The sequence below is a fragment of the Corallococcus sp. RDP092CA genome (genome assembly GCF_041903675.1).
Taxonomy (GTDB): domain Bacteria; phylum Myxococcota; class Myxococcia; order Myxococcales; family Myxococcaceae; genus Corallococcus.
This window is the reverse complement of sequence record NZ_JAYESI010000020.1, coordinates 1-18,886: the sequence shown is the minus strand read 5'-3', so window position 1 is coordinate 18,886 and position 18,886 is coordinate 1. Positions and strand designations below refer to the sequence as shown.

The following is an 18,886-nucleotide window of genomic DNA, read 5'->3' as shown; positions in this document are numbered from 1 at the left end:
GGCCTTCCAGGCTTCCGGCCCTTCGTGCGTTCCGGGGGCGTTGGCATCAAACGTGATAGGGACTGCCTCCATGCGGCAAGACAGCCACGGTCCCATCGGCGTGTTCGACTCCGGCATCGGAGGGCTCACGGTCCTCAAGGCGCTCATGGCGCGGCTCCCCCACGAGCGCACGCTCTACCTGGGGGACACCGCCCGGGTGCCCTACGGCACCAAGTCCGGGGAGGTGGTGACCCGCTACTCGCTGAAGAACGCGGAGTTCCTCCTGGAGCGCGGCATCAAGCTCCTGGTGGTGGCGTGCAACACCGCGTCCGCCGCGGCGCTCCCCGCCCTCCAGGCCGCGCTGCCGGTGCCGGTGCTGGGCGTGATTGAACCCGGCGCCCGCACGGCGCTCCAGCGCACCCGGGGCGGCGGGGTGGGCGTCATCGGGACGCCGGGCACCGTGCGCTCCGGCGCGTACCAGCGGGCGCTGGAGGCGGGCGACCCGAAGGTCGCGGTGAAGGCGACGGCGTGCCCGCTCTTCGTGCCCCTGGCGGAAGAGGGGTGGACCACCGGCGACGTGCCGCTGCTCGTGGCCCGCGAGTACCTGGCCGGCTTCGCGCGCGACGGCGTGGACACGCTGGTGCTGGGCTGCACCCACTACCCGCTGCTCAAGGGCGTCATCGCGGAGGTCGTGGGGCCGCACGTGTCGCTGGTGGACTCGGCGGAGGCCACGGCGGAGGCGGCGGCGGTGCTGCTGGAGGAGAAGGGGCTCCTGGCGCCGGCCTCCGCGGGCGCGCCGGAGCACGCCTTCTTCGTCACCGACGTCCCGGAGCGCTTCGTGGAGGTGGGGGCCCGCTTCCTGGGGCGCCCCATCCCCTCCGCGGAGCAGGTGGACCTGCGCTTCTAGCCGGGGTGTGGGCCGCCCGGCCCTCACCGCGTGCCTCTCAGGGCACGGGGCGGGTGGGGACGCTCTGGGCGGGCTCCTCGGCGGAGGCCTTGAGCAGCTCCTTGGCCGCCTGGATGACGGGCACCTCCTGCGCGCCGTCCACGGCGACGAGCGCCTGGGCGGCCTCCGTGCCGATGTCGTCCTGGCGCGGCAGCTGGCCGGTGGCCCAGGTGATGAGCCGCTCCATCAGCGGGAAGAAGTGGATCATCTTCAGCGGCTTGTTCATCCAGCCCACGGTGATGCAGTAGTACTGGTTGAAGGGCGCCGTGTGGTGGATGCGGTGGTGGTCCGGCGGCAGGATGAGGTGCACGCGCTGCAGGAAGCCGATGAGCGCGGGCGGCTCGTCCAGGTGCGACCACTTGTGGAACTGGTTGGTCGCCATCACCCAGAAGATCATCGCGCCCAGGAACGCGGCCAGGAACACCCAGCCCGGGCCGTTGAGCGGCACGGCCACCGCGAGCGCCGCCACCGGCAGCGACACCAGGCAGTTGTTGCCGTTGGTCTCCACGAAGTCGTGGCGGGTGATGGCCTTCTCGTCCACGTGGTGCTCGCGGAAGGGGCGGATGAACGCCTTGCCCAGGACGGGCATCTCCGTGGAGCCCCAGGTGTCGCCCATCCAGTGGACCAGGCCGGACACGAAGTCCGCGGCCAGGTAGCCCAGCACCACCGCCAGGGTCAGCATCCACGGCCCGGTGTGGTGGGTGGTCCAGAGCTTGTAGACGAGCGCGCCCTCCAGGCCCACGAACGCGATGATGGAGGCGATCTCCATGGCGCGGATGGCGGGTGAGTAGCCCTGCGCGAGCGCCTGCGCGTCCTGCAGGCGGACCTTGTCCGCGATGGTGTCCGGCTTTTTCATCGGTGGTGTTCCGGCCGCGACAGGGAGCGAGGGACTGACGGCGCGATCGTCAGAGGGTTTACGTACCCCAGGGCGTTTCGGCTTTTCAACAGAGCCGCCCATGCCCGCCAGGCTGGTGTCCACGTGTGGATCCGTACACCGAGCGTCGCGGGAGGTGGCGGGCGCACACCCTGGGGAGCGGGCAGGCGCGCGCAAAAAGACGTGCGGAGCGCGTGACGCTTACCTTGTGAAGCCCGGACCCCGCTGCTACGGTGCCCGACCTCGGCAATGGCGAAAACCTTCGAAAAAGCCGTCACCGGCTTCAATCACAACATCAAGCACAAGGGGAAGGTCTACCACGTCCAGACCGAGGACTCGGGCGTCAACAACCCCCACATCATCACCCACCTGTTCGTGGGCGGGAACATCCTCGCGTCGAAGAAGACGTCCTACGCGGACATCCTCAACGCGGAGAACCTGGCGGAGGTCGTGCGCGAGCTGATGGAGGAGCAGCACAAGGAGATGCTGCGCAACCTCATCAACGGCGTGTACGACAACTACGAGTCCACGGTCCGTTCGTATCAGCCGGGGCAGCTCGCCACGGACGCGGAGGTGGCCGCGCAGCCCAGGCCGCCGCAGGCGCCCGCGCAGCCTCGCCCGCCCACGCCGCCTCCGCCGCCCGCCGCGGCCCCCGCCGCGCAGCTGCCTCCAGAAGTCGCCGCCGCGCGCGCGCTGAAGGAGAAGCCGCGGATCAACGAGGTGGGCGTGGAGACGCTCTTCGGCGAGGACCTCATCTCCGAGAAGAGCCTGGACGAGGTCATCCTCAGCTACCTGGCGAGCGAGGGCGACCCCTCGTAGTCCGCGCACCCGCCGCGCCGCCGTCTGGCCTGCCCGGCCCGTTCCTGGGCGGGCTCCGGGGGCGTGGTACGCTCCGCCGGAGGGCCCCGCGCTGCTCCGGTCATGATCCAGTTCTTCCACGTCTACAAGGCGTATCCCGGCGATCCGCCGGTGCTGCAGGACATCAACCTGAACGTGGAGAAGGGCGAGTTCGTCTTCCTCACCGGCCCGTCCGGCGCGGGGAAGACGACGCTGCTCAAGCTCATCTTCTGCGGGGAGAAGGCCACCAAGGGGCAGATATTGGTGGGCGGCAAGAACATCGCGCGCATCCGCGAGTCGGCGGTGCCGTACCTCCGGCGCAACATCGGGGTGGTGTTCCAGGACTTCAAGCTGCTGCCCCACCGCACCGTCGCGGACAACGTGGGCTTCACGCTGGACGTGCTGGGCGTGCCCCGCCCGGAGGCGCGGGAGAAGGTGCACCGGATGCTTAAGCGGGTGGGGCTGGAGCACAAGGCGCACTCGCTGCCCCTGCGGCTGTCGGGTGGAGAGCAGCAGCGCGTGGTGATCGCGCGCGCGCTGGTGAACGACCCCACCATCCTCCTGGCGGACGAGCCCACGGGCAACCTGGATCCGGCGCTCACGGTGGAGATCATGGACCTGCTCACGGACATCAACATCCGGGGCACCACGGTGATGGTGGCCACGCACGACGCCACGCTCCTGTCGCGCTACCAGAAGCGCACGGTGCGCCTGGAGCGCGGGCTCATCGTCTCCGACGAGGACGGCGTCAAGGCGGCGCGGCGGATGCTGGTATGAGCGTGCTGTCGAAGGCGGCCTACTTCTGGCGCTCGGCGGCCGGGGGGCTGAGGCACTCGCCCTTCGTGCACTTCATCGCCGTGTCCACCATCGCCATCGCGCTGTTCGCGGCGGGGCTGGCGCGGGGCGCGTCGCACGTGGTGGACAACCTGCTCGCGTCGCTGGGCGGCGAGGTGGAGGTGACGCTCTACCTGGCGCCGCAGCTGGGCGAGGACGAGGTGCACGGCGTGTACTCGCGCGTGGTGGACCTGAGCCACGGCGAGGTGTCGGTGGTGCCGCCGGACGCGGCGCTCCAGCGGCTCAGGCGCGAGCTGGGCGACCTGGGCGAGGCGCTGTCGGAGCTGCCGGAGAACCCGCTGCCCGCGACGCTGGAGCTGCGCGTGCCGGAGGCGCGCCGCTCCCCCGCGGCGCTGGCGGCCCTGGCGAAGGAGCTGCGCGCGCTGCCCGGCGTCACCGGCGTGGACTACGGCGAGGCCGCGGTGGAGCGGCTGTCCGCCATCGGCCGCGCGCTGAGCTTCGGGGCGCTGGTGGCGCTGGTGGTGGTGCTGGGGACGACCGTGGTCATCGTGGCGGCCACGCTCCAACTGGCCATCTATTCGCGGCGCGAGGAGATTGAAATCCAGAAGCTGGTGGGCGCCACGGACCGCTTCGTGAAAGCGCCGTTCCTGCTGGAGGGCCTCCTGCAGGGACTGCTGGGCGCGCTGGTGGCGGTGGGCGGGCTGTGGCTGTTCGGCAGGGTCATGGGGCCCACGCTGGGCTCGCTCTTCGCGTTCCTGCTGGGGCCGGGCGTGTCCGCGCCGTGGGTGGAGACGCGCACCGCGCTGGAGCTGCTCGTGGCCGGCTGCGCGCTGGGCCTGGGCGGCAGCTTCGTGGCGGTGGGGCGCTTCCTGCGCGTATGAGGCGGCTCGTCTGGCTCATGGCGCTCCTGGGAATGGCCTCCGCGTCCGCCCAGCAGTCCGAGGAGGCGGAGCGCGCCGCCATCCGCGAGAAGCTGGCCGCGCAGCGCGCGACGCTGGCCCTGGTGGAGGCGAAGAAGCTGTCCGTGCTGGAGGGCATGGAGCTGATGGAGGACATGGCCGCCTTCTCCCGCCGCCGCGTGCGCGCGCTGGAGGGCGACCTGAACCTCTTCCGCCGCCGCGTCGCGCTCGCGGAGCGCGAGGAGGCCGTGCTGCGCGAAGCCCTGCGCGCCCAACTGCGCCGGCTGTCCCCGCGCCTGCGCACGCTGTACCGGCTCCAGCGCCGCCGCCCGCTGGAGGTGCTGCTGTCCGCGGACGACTTCGCCGCGCTCATGTGGCGCGCCCGCGCGCTGGAGGCCAGCATGGCCGGCGACCTGGAGCTCTTGCGCACCGTGCAGCACGTGGCGACCCTCCAGCGGCAGGCGACGCTGGAGCTGAAGCGGCTGCACAGCTCGCTCTCGCAGCGCGTGGCCTTCCTCCAGCAGCAGTCGAAGCAGGCCCAGGCGCAGCAGGAGGCGCTGGAGGAGGTGGTGGGGAGGCTGGCCGGCGAGGCGGAGCTGGCGAAGCGCGCCGTGCGCGAGCTGGAGGGCGCGGACGCGGAGCTCACCCGCATGCTGGCGGACCTGCACGAGGCCCCCGCGACCAGCGGCTTCGGCGCCCTGAAAGGCAAGCTGCCCCGGCCCGTGGCCGGCATCGTGGAGGTGGGCTTCGGCCGCGTGGTGAACCCGCGCTTCAACACCGTCACCGTGCAGAAGGGCGTGGACATCCGCGCCCCGGCGGGCACCCCCGTGCACTCGGTGGCCGAGGGCACCGTCGTCTACGCGGGCTGGCTGCGCGGCTACGGCAACCTGCTCATCGTCGACCACGGCGATGACTTCCACACGCTCGTCGCCCACCTCTCCACCATCGCCGTCGCCGTGGGCGCGCGCGTGGCCCCGGGCGACGTGGTGGGCGAAGTGGGGGACACCGGCTCCCTCAAGGGCGCCTACCTGTACTTCGAGGTCCGCCGCGCCGGGCAGGCCATCGACCCCGCCCCCTGGCTGGCCCCCGCCCCCGACGCCGCCAGACCGCCCTGACACTGTCTGTTTTGATGCGCTGCGTCCAAGATGCGGGGGCGTTAGAACCCGGTGGTCGTCGGTGGACGAAGGAGGCCCTCGCATGGACCTGATGGGTGGGATGCAGGAGGCGATGCGCCGTGTGCTGGTGGCGCGGGGTGTGACGTCGGAGACGGTGGACGTCGGTGGTCAGACGGTGCACCACTACGCGCTGGAGGGGCAGGGCAAGGGGCCGCCGGTGGTGCTGGTGCACGGGCTGGCCGGGTCCGCCAGCGGCTTCGGGCGCACGCTCCACGGGCTGGGCAAGCGCTTCTCGCGGGTGCTCGCGCCGGACCTGCCGGGCCACGGCTTCTCCGGCGAGTACTGCGGCGGCCCCATCTGCGTGCAGGGCCACTTCGACGTGCTGCGCGGCTACTTCGAGACGGTGGTGAAGACGCCCGCCCTCGTGGTGGGCAACTCGCTGGGCGGGGCCATGGCCGTCAACCTGGCCGCCGAGCATCCCGCCCGGGTGAAGGCGCTGGCGCTGGCGGCCCCCGCGGGCGCGGAGCTGACGCCCCAGGCGCTGGCGGCGCTCCTGGGTCACTTCGCGGTGAAGTCGAGCGCGGACGTCCGCGCCCTGACGCGCAAGCTCTTCCACCGCCCGCCCTTGGGGGCGCTGCTGCTCGCGCCGGCGCTGCGCAGCCTCTACACGACGCCCACGGTGCAGGCGCTGGCGGCGGACGCGCTCGCGACGCAGGCGAGCATCGCGCCCCAGGCGGTGCGGGATTTGAAGATGCCGGTGCTCTTCCTCTGGGGCGGCAGCGAGCGGCTGCTGCCTCCGGAAATCCTCGCCTGGTACCGGCAGCACCTGCCCGCCCAGGCGGAGGTGCACGTGGTGGAGGGCTTTGGCCACGTGCCGCAGATGGAGCGGCCGGACGCGTTCGTGTCCCACCTGGTGGGCTTCGCGGACCGGGCCGGGCTCTAAGGGCGGGAATCGTCCGGCGGGTCGGGTGTAGACTCAGGGGCCTTGCGACGGCCCCTTCCATCCGACCCCCGAGGACGCGCTCCCGTGACCCGTTTCCCGAAGCCGTGGCGCCTGGGACTCGCCGCGCTCCTCCTGTGGGGGGCGCCCGCGCTCGCGCAGAAGCCGGGGGACGCGGCCGGCCGGGAGGAGTCCGCGTACCGTCAGCTGGAGCTCTTCGCGCGGGTGCTCTCCTACGTGGAGAACAACTACGTGGAGAGCGTGGACCGCAAGACGCTCATCCAGGGCGCCATCCAGGGGATGCTCGACACGTTGGATCCGCACACGGTCTTCATGCCGCCGGAGATCTTCCGGGAGATGAAGATCGACACGTCCGGCGAGTTCGGCGGCCTGGGCATCGAGATCGCGCGCAAGGGCGACCGGCTGGTGGTGGTGGCGCCCATCGACGACACGCCCGCGGCGCGCGCCGGCATCAAGGCCGGGGACGAGCTGCTGGCCATCGACGGTGAGAGCACCCAGGGCATGGACCTGGCGCGCGCGCTCCAGAAGATGCGCGGGCCCGCGGGTGGGCGCGTGCTGCTCACGCTCATGCGCGCGGGCTTCAACGCGCCCCGGGAGCTGGCCATCCTGCGCGACCACATCCGCATCGTGTCCGTGGAGGGCGCGCTCTACGACGGCATCGGCCACGTGAAGGTGAAGAACTTCCAGGACCGCACGGACCTGTCGCTGAAGAAGGAGCTGGACCGGCTGCGCGCGCTCAACGGCGGCAAGGAGCTGGACGGGCTGGTGCTGGACCTGCGCAACAACCCCGGCGGCCTGTTGGATCAGGCCGTGGCCATGAGCGACCGCTTCCTGCCGGGCAACCTGCCCATCGTGTCCACGCGCGGGCGCGACGGACGCAACGCCTCCGAGGAGCGGAGCCGCGACCGCGACACGGAGAAGGACTACCCGATGGTCGTCCTGGTCAACGCGGGCAGCGCCTCCGCGTCCGAGATCGTCGCGGGCGCGCTCCAGGACCATGGCCGCGCGGTCATCATGGGCACGCAGACGTTCGGCAAGGGCAGCGTGCAGACCATCATCGAGCTGGAGGACGGCTCCGGCCTGAAGCTCACCATCGCGCGCTACTACACGCCCAAGGGCCGCAGCATCCAGGAGAAGGGCATCACTCCGGACTTCCTGGTACCGGAGGACTCCTCCGGCAAGGCGGGAAGCGACGCACCCCGGGAGAAGGACCTGCGGCGCCACTTCAAGGCGGAGCCGTCCCAGACGACGTCGGAGGTCGCGGCCCCGCCCCGGACACTGCCCGCGAACCTGAAGGACTGGGCGGTGACGGCGAAGCTCGCGGATCCACAGCTGAAGGTGGCGCTCAACTACCTCCATGGGTTGGCGCCAGGGTCCGCGTCCCGGACCTCCGGGAGCACCGCGGGTCGCTGAAACCCCTTTCGAGGCTGGCGTTCCGCTGCGCAGTGCGTGTAATGCGCACAGCAACGAGGGAGACCGGATGCGACGTCCTTTCAATCGCGCGCTGCACGCGACGCTCAGTGGCTGGCTGGTGGGAATGCTGGCCGTGGGCCCCGCGGCCGCGCAGCAGCAACACGTATCGCTGCGGCTGATGCCGCGAACGCTGCCTGCGGCGGCGGGCCCCCGCGTGGCGGTGGTGGCCATTCCCGTGGATGCCTCGCTCGAGGGGGAGGCGCTGGCGCTGACGCACTGGGCGGAGCAGGCCGTGGCCCGCTCCGGCCGGCTGGAGCTGGTCCGGCTGGCGGACGCGCTGGATGCCCAGGGCGCGAGCACCCGCCAGGAGAAGGCGGTGGAAGGCAACGCCTCGTTCAAGGAAGGCGCGAAGGCGTACGACGAGCTGGACACCGTGAAGGCGCTCCAGAGCTTCGACAAGGCGGTGCGCGCCTACGAGCAGTCGGACCTGTCGCGCGCGTTCCCGCTGCTCAGCCGTGCGCGGGTGATGAAGGCCGCCACGCAGGTGGCCAACGGGGAGAACAAGGCCGCGGAGCTGGAGATGCGCGCCGTGCTCGCGGTGGATCCGCGCGCCACCTTCAACCCCAACTACTTCCCGCCCGAGACCATGGCGTTCGTGGAGAAGGAGCGCAAGGCGCAGCTGGACGGCGCGCAGGCCGCGCTGCACCTGCGCACGCAGCCGGGGCCCGCGCAGGTGTTCGTGGACGGCACCTACCGGGGCGTGTCCCCGCTGGAGCTCACGGGCCTCACGCGCGCGGACCACTACGTGACGCTGGTGGCGCCGGGCTACGGGGTGATGGAGGGGCGCGCGCGCGAGGGCGAGGCGTCCTTCACGCTCACGAAGCTGCCGGTGCAGCAGCGCTACGCCGCGCTCGTGGAGCGCATCGCGAAGAACCCCGACGGCGAGGAGCGCGACCAGGCGCTGCAGGAGCTGGGCGTGCTCGCGGGCGTGCCGCAGGTGCTGGCGCTGATGGTGCGCGGCGGCCCGGGCAACGCGCCGCTGACCGTCACGGGCCTGCGCATGGACGTGGCGGACGGCCACAACCAGGCCTACGCGCTGGGCCAGGTGCCGCGCGGTGACGCCATGGCCACGGGCTCCGAGGCGCTCCTGACGGGGCTCGTCGCCCAGGACGCGGCGCGCGTCAACGGCAAGCCGGTGAAGCACTTCTCCAGCGGTGGCGTCGTGAGCCGCCGCACCGCGGGCTACGTGCTGCTGGCCACGGGCGTGGCGCTCCTGGCGGGCGGCATCTACTTCGGCCTGGAGGCCTCCTCCAAGGCGGACGCGTTCAAGACCGCGCCGCAGGGCAGCTCGCGCGCGGACGACCTGAAGAGCACCGGCAAGACGTACGCGCTGGTGGCGGACATCGGCGTGCTGGCGGGCCTGGTGTCCGCGGGCGCCGGCAGCTACCTGGCGTTCTACAAGAAGGGTGGGGGCTCGTCGTCCAGCGCCCCCGCGACGTCCGCGCGCGCCGCGCCGGCCGCGGAGGCGAAGCCCATGGACGAGGCGCTGCCCATGCCGCCCCCGCCCGCCGCCAAGACGGAGGAGCCGGCCCCCAAGGCGAACGCCACGTCCACGCCGGCCCCCGAGCCGGCACCGGAGACCACGCCCCCGCCCCCCATCTTCGAGCCGCCCCCGCAGCCGCCGCCCTCCCAGCCCGCGAAGAAGATGACGCGCAAGGAGCGCGAGGCCGAAGCGAGGCGCCAGCGCGAGGAGGCGGCCCGCCTCAAGCACGAGGAGGAGCGGCGCCAGAAGGAAGAGGAGGCCCGGCGCAAGCAGGAGGAGGAGGCGAAGCGCAAGGCGGAGGAGGAGGCGAAGCGCAAGGCGGAGGAAGAGGCCCGGCGCAAGCGCGAGGAAGAGAAGAAGCGTCCCAAGCTCGACGAAGACGATCTCCGGAACTACTAGCCATGCGCCGCCTTTCATCGCTCATCGTTCCCTCGGCCCTCGTCATGGGCCTGTCCGCCTGCAGCCTGCTCGTGAGCTTCGACCCCGAAGGGCAGCCCTGTGACCGGGGCCAGTGCCTGGAGGGCTACGTCTGCCGCGACGAGGTCTGCACGGCCGAGGACGGCACTCCCTCCGACGCGGGCACGTCCGACGCGGGCACAGCCGATGCCGGCACGTCCGACGCCGGCACGTCCGACGCGGGTGACGACACGGACGCCGGCCTGCCGGACGGCGGGCTCCTGCCCGAGGACGGCGGCGAGGGCTGACGCTCCCCTCGCCAGGCCCGCGTCACCGGTCACCGCACCGGACCGGGCCTCTCCCGGCGGGCCGCGTCCTGGCCTGCCGCCGCCGCGCCTGTGGGGTCCCTGCCTTCAGGGACCCCGGGCGCGGCACCCTGTGAACACCCTCGCACGTGGCCGCCGGGCCGCGCCGTGTCCCCCCGGACACGGCTGCCTGTCCGCGCGCCACCGCGAAACCCCCGTCATTCCAGCCACCTGCACGCGACGTCCGCGCCGGAGCGGACCGCCGGTGCGTGGCATCATCCGTGCTCTGACGCGGGCCCAAGGAGGCATCATCGACATGGGCAAGCGCGTGGGAGTGCTGATGGGCGGGTGGGGCGAGGAGCGGGAGGTTTCGCTCAAGACGGGGGAGGCCGTGGTGGCGGCCCTGGAGACCCTGGGCCACGCCGTCACCCGCGTCTTCGCGGGCCCCGGCCTGGACCGGGCGCTGCGCGCGGCGGACCTCGACGTGGCCTTCATCGCGCTGCACGGCCGCATGGGCGAGGACGGCCGCGTGCAGGGCCTGCTGGAGCTGCTGGAGCTTCCCTACACCGGCTCCGGCGTGCTGGCCTCCGCGCTGGCCATGGACAAGCCCATGGCGAAGAAGCTCTTCCAACTGCACAACCTGGCCTCGCCCCGGGGCTACCGCGTGGCCCGCGAGGACGCGGAGCGCGCGCTCGCGCTGCACGGCGACAGCGGCTTCCCCTGCGTGGTGAAGCCCGCGAAGGGCGGCTCGTCCGTGGGCCTGTCCGTGGTGCACGACGCCGGGGCGCTGGTGCCCGCGGTGGCCCAGGCGTGCCGCTTCGGCGGCGAGGCCCTGGTGGAGCGCTTCGTCCAGGGCCAGGAGGTGACCGTGGGCATCCTCGGCGACCGCGTGCTGGGCAGCTGCGAGGTGTCCTACCCGCGCGAGGGCTTCGACTACGAGGCCAAGTACAAGGGCGGCGCCCAGTACTTCCTCCCGCCCCGCCTGTCCGACACGCGCCGCGTCAACGTGGAGGCGCTCGCGCTCGCGGCGTACCGCGCCCTGGGCTGCCGGGGCTACGGCCGCGTGGACCTGATGTGCTCGGACACGGAGAACGACGTCGTCCTGGAGGTGAACACCCTGCCGGGCTTCACCCCCACCAGCCTCCTGCCGAAGATTGCCGCCCGGGCGGGCCTGGACTTCCCGGCGCTGGTGCAGGGCGTGCTGGAGCTCGCCACCCGTGACGAGTCCCACGTGGCGGAAGGCCCTGCCGTCACGCCGGTGGTGCCCGTGCCCCTGCGCGCCGCCCGCTAGGTCCTCCATCGCTCGGAGCACCCGGGACGTCGTCTCCAGCCGGGGCCGTGAAGGTCCCCAGCCTCGCCCTGACGCAGGGAAGAAAGGGGTGACATCCTGCGTTAAAATCGCCTTTCAAAGCCTCTCGAATCCGGGGAATAGTTTGACACGACCCGGGTGGCTCCCTATTGTCCGCCGGCGATCAGTAGCCGGAAGGTCAAAGCCCTGTCTTTACGGGCACATACGGGGCGGGGCTCAGCAGACCCACAGGCGGCGGTCAGCGTGAGCGGTCGGTTGGCATGCCGCCACGTCTGGTAGGACCGCTGGCGACAGGGCCAGCGGGAGGGGCTGAGCGTCACTGATGACCACCGTCGAGATCATCTTCCTGGCTGTCTATTTCAGCCTGCTGAGCGTGCTGGGGGTCTACGGCTCTCACCGCTACCGCATGGCGTTTCTGTATTACCGCCACAAGTTCAAGCTGCCGACGCCCAACGGCACGCTGAAGGCGCTGCCCAGGGTCACCATCCAGCTGCCCATCTTCAACGAGATGTACGTGGTGGAGCGCTTGGTGGAGTCGGTGTGCCGCATCGACTACCCGCGCGAGCTGCTGGAGATCCAGGTGCTGGACGACTCCACGGACGAGACGTGCGCCATCGCGCGCGCGTGCGTGGAGCGCCACCGGCAGAAGGGCCACGACATCGTCTACATCCACCGCGTCAACCGCCAGGGCTTCAAGGCGGGCGCGCTGGAGAACGGCCTCAAGCTGGCCACGGGCGAGTACGTGGCGGTGTTCGACGCGGACTTCGTCCCGAGCCCCGACTTCCTGATGCGCACGGTGCCGTTCTTCGCGGACGCGAAGGTGGGCATGGTGCAGGTGCGCTGGGGCCACCTGAACCGTGAGTTCAGCATCCTCACGCAGGCGCAGAGCATCTTCCTGGACGGGCACTTCATCATCGAGCACACCGCGCGCAACCGCGCCGGCTGCTTCTTCAACTTCAACGGCACTGCGGGCATCTGGCGCCGCACCACCATCGCCGACGCGGGCGGCTGGCAGCACGACACGCTCACGGAGGACCTGGACCTGTCCTACCGCGCCCAGCTGAAGGGCTGGCAGTTCGTGTTCCTCCCGGAGGTCATCTCCCCGGCGGAGGTGCCCGTGGACATGAACGCCTTCAAGAGCCAGCAGCACCGCTGGGCCAAGGGCTCCATCCAGACGGCGAAGAAGCTGCTGCCCACCATCCTCAAGAGCGACCTGCCGCTGCTGGTGAAGCGCGAGGCCTTCTTCCACCTCACCAACAACATGGCCTACCTGTTGATGGTGCTCCTGTCCGTGCTGATGCCCATCAGCATGGTGGTGCGCTTCCAGCACGGCCTGTACGGCACGCTGTTCCTGGACCTGCCCTTCTTCATCACGGCCACGGCCAGCGTCTGCGTCTTCTACGTGGCCGCCCAGCGCGAGCGCGGCGTGAAGGGGTGGGATCGCTTCAAGTACCTGCCCTTCCTGATGAGCCTGGGCATCGGCCTGGCCATCAACAACGCGAAGGCCGTGGGCGAGGCGCTGCTCAACCAGCAGTCGGGCTTCGCGCGCACGCCGAAGACGGGCGCGGAGGGCAAGAGCGTCAAGGCCGTGAAGAAGAGCTACCGGGGCAGCAAGACGCTGATGCCGGTGGTGGAGCTGCTCTTCGCCGCCTACTTCACCGGGGCGCTGTGGTTCGCCATCGACTCGCGCATCTACACGTCGGTGCCCTTCATCATCCTGTTCCTGGCGGGCTTCCTCTACGTGGGCGTGTCCAGCCTGCTCCAGGGCCTGGCCGGCAAGGCGAAGGTGGCCGAGGCCGCCCCCGCCGTGACGTCCTCCGAGGAGCAGCCGCGCCAGGCGGCCTGAGTCCCCGGCACCGCTTCGCGCTTCCCCTTCGCGCCGTCGCTTCCCACCTGGATTCACAGGGCGGGGAGGGCGGCGCGGTGCTTTTCCCCGTGGGGCTACAGGCCCGCGTCGGGCGCGCCGCGCAGCAGCACCTGTTCCTGGCGCACCGGGGCGGGGCCGGAGGTGGCGGGGCGGCAGCCCTCGTCGATGGCGGTGCTGGACGCGGCCCTCAGCGTGAGGCCGGCGTCGGTGCAGGCCACGGCCTCCGTGGGGAAGGTGACGGGGCAGGGCGTGCCGGAGGCGCTGAAGCCGGTGGCGCGCGTCTCGCCCACGAAGCCCTCCGGCGTGCGGGTGAGGACGATGCCCACGGACCCCGCGTCCGGGGACTCCACGCCCCCATCCGCCCACGCGCGCACCACCGCGAGCGACAGGGTGCGGCCGTCGTCCTGGCCCAGGTACCGGAAGGCCGGGTTTTGCGCGTGGTGGTAGTCGCCGGACTGGTCCTGCTCACACCCGGGCGGCACGTGGATGGGCGGCGGCGTGGAGGCCGTGGCGGTCTCCACCCGGGGCGGGGCCTTGCCCGGACAGGCCGTGAGCGAGAGGACACAGAGGCCAAGGGGGAGGGTGACGAGGGCGCGGTGCATGGGGCGCGGATATTCTCCCAACGGACGGCCCGGTGGGACGGTGTTTGCTTCCCCTGGGGTGACTCTCTAACCTTCGGACCGACATGAGTCTCCGCCGCTTCGCCATCCTGTCGCTCGTCGCCACCCTGGCGCTGCCGTCCGCGGCGTTCGCCCAGGACATCGATGAGCTCCTGGGGCCTTCAACGCCGCCGCCCACCAAGTCCAAGGCCAAGCCCAAGCCGGCGAAGCCGGCGAAGACGACGGTGAAGCGCAAGACGCCGCCCAAGAAGGAGAAGGTGGGCGCGCGCAAGGGCAAGGCGGGCAAGAACGCCGCGACGGCCACCGCCGAGGACACGACGCCGCAGAAGGCCACGCTCGCGCTCAAGCTGGGCAGCAACGCGCGTGGCGCAAAGGTGACGGTGGACGGCCAGGAGGTGAACCCCCAGACACCGCTGGAGCTGACGCCGGGGGAGCACATCGTCATCGCCCGCCGCCAGAACTATCTGGAGTTCAACCAGCAGGTGACGCTGGCGCCGGGCCTGACGACGGAGCTGCTCATCGCGCTGGACGCGGCCACGGGCTTCGCCACCCTGCGCGCGGACGTGCCTCGCGTGGTGGTGTTCGTGGACGGGGCGCGCGTGGGCCTCGCCCCCATCGACAACCACCCCTTGACCCAGGGGCCGCACGAAATCGAGTTCCGCGGGCCGGGGCTCAAGGACGTGAAGAACATCAACGTGCGCGCCGGCCAGCTCTACGTCGTGGAGGGGCGCCTGCGTCCCTCCGCCGACACCACCGCGTCGGTGGCGCAGGCGGGCGACACGCCTCGCTCGACGGTGCTGGAGCCCTCGAAGTCCCTGGAGCCGATGGACCAGCCCGGGCTGGCGCTGGGCGCCGAGCAGCCGCCGGAGGTGAAGGAGAGCACCAGCAAGTCCTGGTACCAGAAGTGGTACGTCTGGGTGGGCGTGGGCGTGGTGGCCGCCGCGGCGGGCGCCGGGGCCTACGCGGCGACCCGGAGCCCGGCGGAACTCAGCCCTGAGGCCGTCTGTGGCGAGGGGGGTTGCGACGGCCAGATTGGCTTCTCCAGCCTGCGCCCGGCCCTGCCCGCGAACGGCGTGCGCTTCTGACCGCGCGGGGCGTGCGCCCTCCGCGCCCGCCCGGACCCACCGGGGCCGCGTTCAGTGGCCTCGCAGGTCGTCCTCGGCGCGGCCCGCGCCGGGCTCCAGCCGGAGGAAGACGTTGGTCACGCGGCCCACGCCCCAGTAGTCCAGCGCGGTGGCGCGGAGGCGGAAGGGCTCGGACTCCGGCAGCAGGGCGGTGACGTCCACCTCGTTGGGCTCGAAGCTGAAGGCGCGCCGGCCCACGTTGTCCACCTGCTCGTTGCCGATGAAGACGCTGTCCGCGAAGCCCACGGCGGCGCGGCGCGACACCTTCCCCTTCGTGTCCAGCACCTCCAGCAGGAGGAAGTTGTCCACGGAGAAGCCCTGCGTGCAGGCCGCGTCTCCGCAGAGCTGGGCCTTGGCGCCGTCCAGCAGCAGCTGCGGCGTCTCGCCGGTGGCGACGACGCGCGGCGTGCGCTCACCCTCGCGCGTGTCCACCTCTACGTCCTCGCGCTTCGCCTCCAGGCGCGCGGTCTCTCGCTCGGGCGTGGCGCTCAGCAACTGCACCGAGCGCGGCTCGGGCGGCGCGGCGGCGGTGGACGGGGGAACCTGCTTCGCGCAGGCCAGGAGGCTCAGCGCGGCGGCGGAGAGGGTCAACGTTCGCGAGTGGCGCACCCGGAGGCTTGTAGCGAGCGGCCCCGGACGGGGTCAATTAGCATGCCTCCCATGCGGACCCTCCCCGGATGGTGGCTGCTGTGCGCGCTGGTCGCGAGCCCTGGGGCCGCGGCCCCTCCTCCCGCCCCCGCCGTCCCCGGCGCGGCCAGCGTGGCGCCGGAGGTGCAGCTGTGCCTCCAGCACCTGAAGCCGGAGGAGCGGGATCGGGCCGCGCGGGCGCTGGGTCCGCTGGAGTCCGTGCCGCTCTACCGCGTGCAGCTGGAGGTGGAGCCGAAGGAGCGGCGCGTCTGGGGCAAGGTGCAGGTGGAGCTGGTGGCGAAGGGGCCCCGGCCGGTGACGGAGCTGTACCTGCGGCTGACGCCCAACACCCGCTCCCGCCAGGTGACGCTGTCCGGCGCGAAGCTCAACGGGAAGGCCGTGGCGCTGGAGGTGGGGCCGGAGCCCACGCTGCAACGCATCGCGGTGGAGCCGCCGGTGGCCCCGGGCGGCAAGGTGGCGCTGGAGGTCGCGGTGAAGGGCACGGTGCCCAAGGCGGCGCCGGGCGCGGAGTCACTGCTGGGCGCGGGCGGACTGCTGGGGGGCGGCGCGAAGGGCGGCGCGGATGACCACGGGGCCTTCTCCGCCACGGCGGACGTGGTGAGCCTGGTGGGCGTGGTGCCGCAGGTGCCCCCGGTGGATGACCAGGGGCAGCCGTGGGCGGGCCCGCAGGGCACGGGGGACCTGGCGCTGTACGAGCCCGCGCACGTGCTGGCCACGCTCACCGTGCCGGCGGGGTGGGCGGCGCACGCCACCGGGACGCCCATGGGGGCGGTGCCGGAGCGCGACGGCCGGGTGCGCTACAGCTTCGCGGCGGCGGCGGTGCGCGACTTCCCGGTGCTGGTGACGCGCGGCTACCAGTCCGCCACGGCCACGGTGAGCGGCGTCACGGTGGAGAGCCACTTCGCGGCGCAGGACGCGGCGGTGGGCAAGCGCGTGCTCAAGTACGCGTCGCAGGCCCTGACGGAGTTCGAGAAGCGGCTGGGCCCCTTGCCCTACACCCACTTCCGCGTGGTGCAGGCGCCCCTGAGCGGCGGCGCGGGCGGCATGGAGTTCCCCGGGCTGGTGACGGTGGGCACGTCCCTCTACCGCGCGAAGCAGGACCCGCTGTCGATGCTGGTGGGCATGCCCGGCATGGAGGCCTTCCAGGAGATGCTGGACGCGCAGGGCGCGGGCATGCTGGCGCAGGTGGGCGCCCAGGTGGGCGCGTCGCTGGAGCGCACGCTGGAGTTCACCGTGGCGCACGAGGTGGCGCACCAGTACTTCGCGGGGCTCGTGGGCTCGGACCCCATCCACGATCCGGTGGTGGACGAGTCCCTGGCCCAGTACGCGGCGCTCCTCTACATGGAGTGGGTCCACGGCCCGGAGGCCGCCGAGTCCTTGCGCAACGAAGCCCTGGTGATGCCCTACCAGTTCTTCCGGATGGCGGGCGGCAGCGACGGCCGCGCGGACCGGCCCACGGGTGACTTCGACGGCGGCGAGCTGGAGTACGGCGCGCTCGTGTACGGCAAGGCGCCGCTGCTGCACCACGCGTCGCGCAAGCTCGTGGGGGACAGCGCCTTCTTCAAGGCCCTGCGCGCCTACGTGGACACGTACCGCTTCAAGTGGGCGTGCAAGGCGTGCTTCACGCAGGAGCTGGCGAAGGCGAGCCCCGCGAACGCGAAGGCGCTCACGCGGCTGCGCACGCGCTGGTGGGAGGAGGCCCACGGCGACGAGGACCTGGGCGCGGCGGACCTCCAGGGGCTGATGGAGGCCATGGGCGGCGGCCTGGGCGGCGTGAAGCTGGATGCCCAGACGCAGCAGCTCCTGGAGCAGCTGCTGCCCCAGCTCATGGGGCAGTAGGGCGGGGCCGCTTCAGTCGAACAGCGCCTGCACGAACTCGCGCGGCTCGAAGCGGCGCAGGTCGGCGATCTTCTCGCCCACGCCCACCCAGACCACGGGCAGCTTCAGCTCGTCGCAGATGCCGATGATGACGCCGCCCTTGGCGGTGCCGTCCAGCTTGGTGAGCGCGATGGCGGTGACGCCCACGGCCTCGTGGAACTGCTTGGCCTGCTGGATGGCGTTCTGCCCGTTGGTGGAGTCCAGCACGAGCAGCACCTCGTGGGGGGCGCCGGGCAGCGCCTTGTCCATCACGCGCTTGACCTTCTTGAGCTCCTCCATGAGCGGGGCCTTGGTGTGCAGCCGGCCCGCGGTGTCCGCGATGATGACGTCCGCGCCCTCCGTCTGGGCCTTCTTCACCGCCTCGAAGATGACGGCGCTCGGGTCGCCGTTCTCCGGGCCCTTCACCAGCTGGGCGCCCGCGCGCTCGGCCCACACGTCCAGCTGCTCCGTGGCGGCGGCGCGGAAGGTGTCGCCCGCGGCGAGCACCACCTTCTTGCCCTCGCCGGTGAGCTTCGCGGACAGCTTGCCGATGGTCGTCGTCTTGCCGGCGCCGTTGACGCCCACCACCATCACCACGTGCGGCGGGCCTCCGCCTTCCAGCGAGCGGGGCACGGGCAGGTCCACCATGCGCGCCACCTCGTCGCGGATGGCGCCCTTGATGCGCTCCGGGTCCTTCAGCTCCGCGCGCTTGAGCTTGTCGCGCGCTACCTCCACCAGGTGGTCCGCGGTCCGCACGCCGATGTCGGCGGTGAAGAGGATCTCCTCCAGCTCCGACAGGACGGACTCGTCCATGGTGCGCTGGCCACCGAAGAGGCCGTTGAGCCGCGCCATGAAGCCCTGGTTCTTCGTGCGGTCCAGGCCCTGCGCCAGCGTGCGGCCGCCCTCGGCCTCCACCTTGGCGCGCGCCGCGGCGGCCTCCGCCTGACGGGCGGCCTCCGCCTGGGCGGCCTCCGCCTGGGCGGCCTCCTCGCGCAGGCGCACCGCCTCGGCCTGCTCCCGCTTGCGGCGCTCGCGCGTCTCTTCGTCGAGGGCCTTCTTGGCGCGGTACTCGACGCGCTTGGCCTCCTCCTCGCGCTCCTTGAGGGCGCGGACCTCCGCCTCCAGCCGGGCCTTCTCCGCCGCGTCCTTCGCGTCGTGGGCGGCGAACGAGGCCGTCTCGCGCAGGCGGCGCAGCTCGTCCATGCGGGCGTGGGCGTCATCCAGCTCCTGGCGTCGGGCGAGCTCCGCCTCGTTGGGCGGCAGCTCCACGCGCAGCTCGGGGCGCTCCTCGGGCAGTTGGGGCACCTCGGCTTCGGGCTTCCCGGGGGCTTCCGGCGCGCGCTTCCTGCCGAAGAGCTTCCGGGCCGCGACGAGCGCCAGGACGACGAAGACGGCCGC

General features: G+C 72.1%; 17 protein-coding genes. 13 read left to right on the top strand and 4 right to left on the bottom strand.

Annotation, left to right across the window (positions count from 1 at the left end):
- The first annotated feature begins 70 nt into the window (after positions 1–70).
- Positions 71–886 (top strand): glutamate racemase, encoded by an 816-nt coding sequence (gene murI, locus U8525_RS21295; RefSeq protein ID WP_374268123.1) that lies wholly within the window; start codon positions 71–73, stop codon positions 884–886.
- A gap of 37 nt (positions 887–923) precedes the next feature.
- Here murI and carF read toward each other — a convergent pair whose 3' ends face one another.
- Complete coding sequence (gene carF / locus U8525_RS21290; RefSeq protein ID WP_374268122.1) at positions 924–1,781, bottom strand: plasmanylethanolamine desaturase; 858 nt, start codon at positions 1,779–1,781, stop codon at positions 924–926.
- Positions 1,782–2,048: 267 nt separating this feature from the next.
- On the opposite strand from carF, the gene U8525_RS21285 reads away from it, so the two are divergent.
- The 10 genes from U8525_RS21285 (at position 2,049) to U8525_RS21240 (ending at position 13,218) form a co-directional block, all read left to right on the top strand.
- The gene (locus U8525_RS21285) at positions 2,049–2,618 is read left to right on the top strand and encodes a hypothetical protein (RefSeq protein ID WP_374268121.1); all 570 of its coding nucleotides are present in this window, start codon (positions 2,049–2,051) and stop codon (positions 2,616–2,618) included.
- Between the two features lie 102 nt (positions 2,619–2,720).
- Positions 2,721–3,413 (top strand): cell division ATP-binding protein FtsE, encoded by a 693-nt coding sequence (ftsE, locus tag U8525_RS21280; protein WP_374268120.1) that lies wholly within the window; start codon positions 2,721–2,723, stop codon positions 3,411–3,413.
- Positions 3,410–4,312, top strand: coding sequence for a cell division protein FtsX (locus U8525_RS21275; protein WP_374268119.1), 903 nt, complete (start codon positions 3,410–3,412; stop codon positions 4,310–4,312). The genes ftsE and U8525_RS21275 overlap by 4 nt, the downstream gene beginning before the upstream one ends.
- Entirely contained in the window at positions 4,309–5,445 is a 1,137-nt protein-coding gene (locus U8525_RS21270; protein WP_374268118.1) for a murein hydrolase activator EnvC, read from the top strand. The genes U8525_RS21275 and U8525_RS21270 overlap by 4 nt, the downstream gene beginning before the upstream one ends.
- An 82-nt stretch (positions 5,446–5,527) precedes the next feature.
- Entirely contained in the window at positions 5,528–6,388 is an 861-nt protein-coding gene (locus tag U8525_RS21265; RefSeq protein ID WP_374268117.1) for an alpha/beta fold hydrolase, read from the top strand.
- An 84-nt stretch (positions 6,389–6,472) separates the two neighbouring features.
- The gene (locus U8525_RS21260) at positions 6,473–7,819 is read left to right on the top strand and encodes a S41 family peptidase (RefSeq protein ID WP_374268116.1); all 1,347 of its coding nucleotides are present in this window, start codon (positions 6,473–6,475) and stop codon (positions 7,817–7,819) included.
- Positions 7,820–7,886: 67 nt separating this feature from the next.
- Positions 7,887–9,761 (top strand): PEGA domain-containing protein, encoded by a 1,875-nt coding sequence (locus U8525_RS21255; RefSeq protein ID WP_374268115.1) that lies wholly within the window; start codon positions 7,887–7,889, stop codon positions 9,759–9,761.
- A gap of 2 nt (positions 9,762–9,763) precedes the next feature.
- Entirely contained in the window at positions 9,764–10,066 is a 303-nt protein-coding gene (locus U8525_RS21250; RefSeq protein ID WP_374268114.1) for a hypothetical protein, read from the top strand.
- 313 nt (positions 10,067–10,379) lie between these two features.
- A complete protein-coding gene (locus U8525_RS21245) occupies positions 10,380–11,354 on the top strand; it encodes a D-alanine--D-alanine ligase (RefSeq protein ID WP_374268113.1) in 975 nt (324 codons plus the stop codon).
- A 340-nt stretch (positions 11,355–11,694) separates the two neighbouring features.
- The gene (locus U8525_RS21240; protein WP_374268112.1) at positions 11,695–13,218 is read left to right on the top strand and encodes a cellulose synthase family protein; all 1,524 of its coding nucleotides are present in this window, start codon (positions 11,695–11,697) and stop codon (positions 13,216–13,218) included.
- Positions 13,219–13,313: 95 nt separating this feature from the next.
- Here U8525_RS21240 and U8525_RS21235 read toward each other — a convergent pair whose 3' ends face one another.
- Positions 13,314–13,841 carry a hypothetical protein gene (locus tag U8525_RS21235; RefSeq protein ID WP_374268111.1) on the bottom strand — a complete coding sequence of 176 codons (528 nt, stop codon included), beginning with the start codon at positions 13,839–13,841 and terminating at the stop codon, positions 13,314–13,316.
- Positions 13,842–13,924: 83 nt separating this feature from the next.
- On the opposite strand from U8525_RS21235, the gene U8525_RS21230 reads away from it, so the two are divergent.
- Positions 13,925–14,944, top strand: a complete 1,020-nt coding sequence (locus U8525_RS21230) for a PEGA domain-containing protein (protein WP_374268110.1) — start codon at positions 13,925–13,927, stop codon at positions 14,942–14,944.
- Between the two features lie 51 nt (positions 14,945–14,995).
- On the opposite strand, the gene U8525_RS21225 is transcribed toward U8525_RS21230, so the two are convergent.
- Positions 14,996–15,592: a hypothetical protein gene (locus U8525_RS21225; protein ID WP_374268109.1), complete on the bottom strand. Its 597-nt coding sequence runs from the start codon at positions 15,590–15,592 to the stop codon at positions 14,996–14,998.
- 51 nt (positions 15,593–15,643) lie between these two features.
- Between U8525_RS21225 and U8525_RS21220 the strand changes: the two genes are divergently transcribed.
- Complete coding sequence (locus U8525_RS21220) at positions 15,644–17,470, top strand: M1 family aminopeptidase (RefSeq protein WP_374268108.1); 1,827 nt, start codon at positions 15,644–15,646, stop codon at positions 17,468–17,470.
- Between the two features lie 12 nt (positions 17,471–17,482).
- Here the strand turns inward: U8525_RS21220 and ftsY are convergent.
- Positions 17,483–18,886 (bottom strand): signal recognition particle-docking protein FtsY (gene ftsY / locus U8525_RS21215; RefSeq protein WP_374268107.1); only part of this gene is annotated, 1,404 nt, incomplete at its 5' end.

Bases quoted from the DNA above. Each gene is read 5' to 3' on its own strand.
- U8525_RS21220 (WP_374268108.1), top strand. From the start codon at position 15,644: ATGCGGACCCTCCCCGGATGGTGGCTGCTGTGCGCGCTGGTCGCGAGC.
- U8525_RS21255 (WP_374268115.1), top strand. From the start codon at position 7,887: ATGCGACGTCCTTTCAATCGCGCGCTGCACGCGACGCTCAGTGGCTGG.
- U8525_RS21265 (WP_374268117.1), top strand. From the start codon at position 5,528: ATGGACCTGATGGGTGGGATGCAGGAGGCGATGCGCCGTGTGCTGGTG.
- ftsE (WP_374268120.1), top strand. From the start codon at position 2,721: ATGATCCAGTTCTTCCACGTCTACAAGGCGTATCCCGGCGATCCGCCG.
- U8525_RS21245 (WP_374268113.1), top strand. From the start codon at position 10,380: ATGGGCAAGCGCGTGGGAGTGCTGATGGGCGGGTGGGGCGAGGAGCGG.
- U8525_RS21275 (WP_374268119.1), top strand. From the start codon at position 3,410: ATGAGCGTGCTGTCGAAGGCGGCCTACTTCTGGCGCTCGGCGGCCGGG.
- U8525_RS21235 (WP_374268111.1), bottom strand. From the start codon at position 13,841: ATGCACCGCGCCCTCGTCACCCTCCCCCTTGGCCTCTGTGTCCTCTCG.
- carF (WP_374268122.1), bottom strand. From the start codon at position 1,781: ATGAAAAAGCCGGACACCATCGCGGACAAGGTCCGCCTGCAGGACGCG.
- U8525_RS21240 (WP_374268112.1), top strand. From the start codon at position 11,695: ATGACCACCGTCGAGATCATCTTCCTGGCTGTCTATTTCAGCCTGCTG.
- murI (WP_374268123.1), top strand. From the start codon at position 71: ATGCGGCAAGACAGCCACGGTCCCATCGGCGTGTTCGACTCCGGCATC.
- U8525_RS21270 (WP_374268118.1), top strand. From the start codon at position 4,309: ATGAGGCGGCTCGTCTGGCTCATGGCGCTCCTGGGAATGGCCTCCGCG.
- U8525_RS21285 (WP_374268121.1), top strand. From the start codon at position 2,049: ATGGCGAAAACCTTCGAAAAAGCCGTCACCGGCTTCAATCACAACATC.
- U8525_RS21250 (WP_374268114.1), top strand. From the start codon at position 9,764: ATGCGCCGCCTTTCATCGCTCATCGTTCCCTCGGCCCTCGTCATGGGC.
- U8525_RS21230 (WP_374268110.1), top strand. From the start codon at position 13,925: ATGAGTCTCCGCCGCTTCGCCATCCTGTCGCTCGTCGCCACCCTGGCG.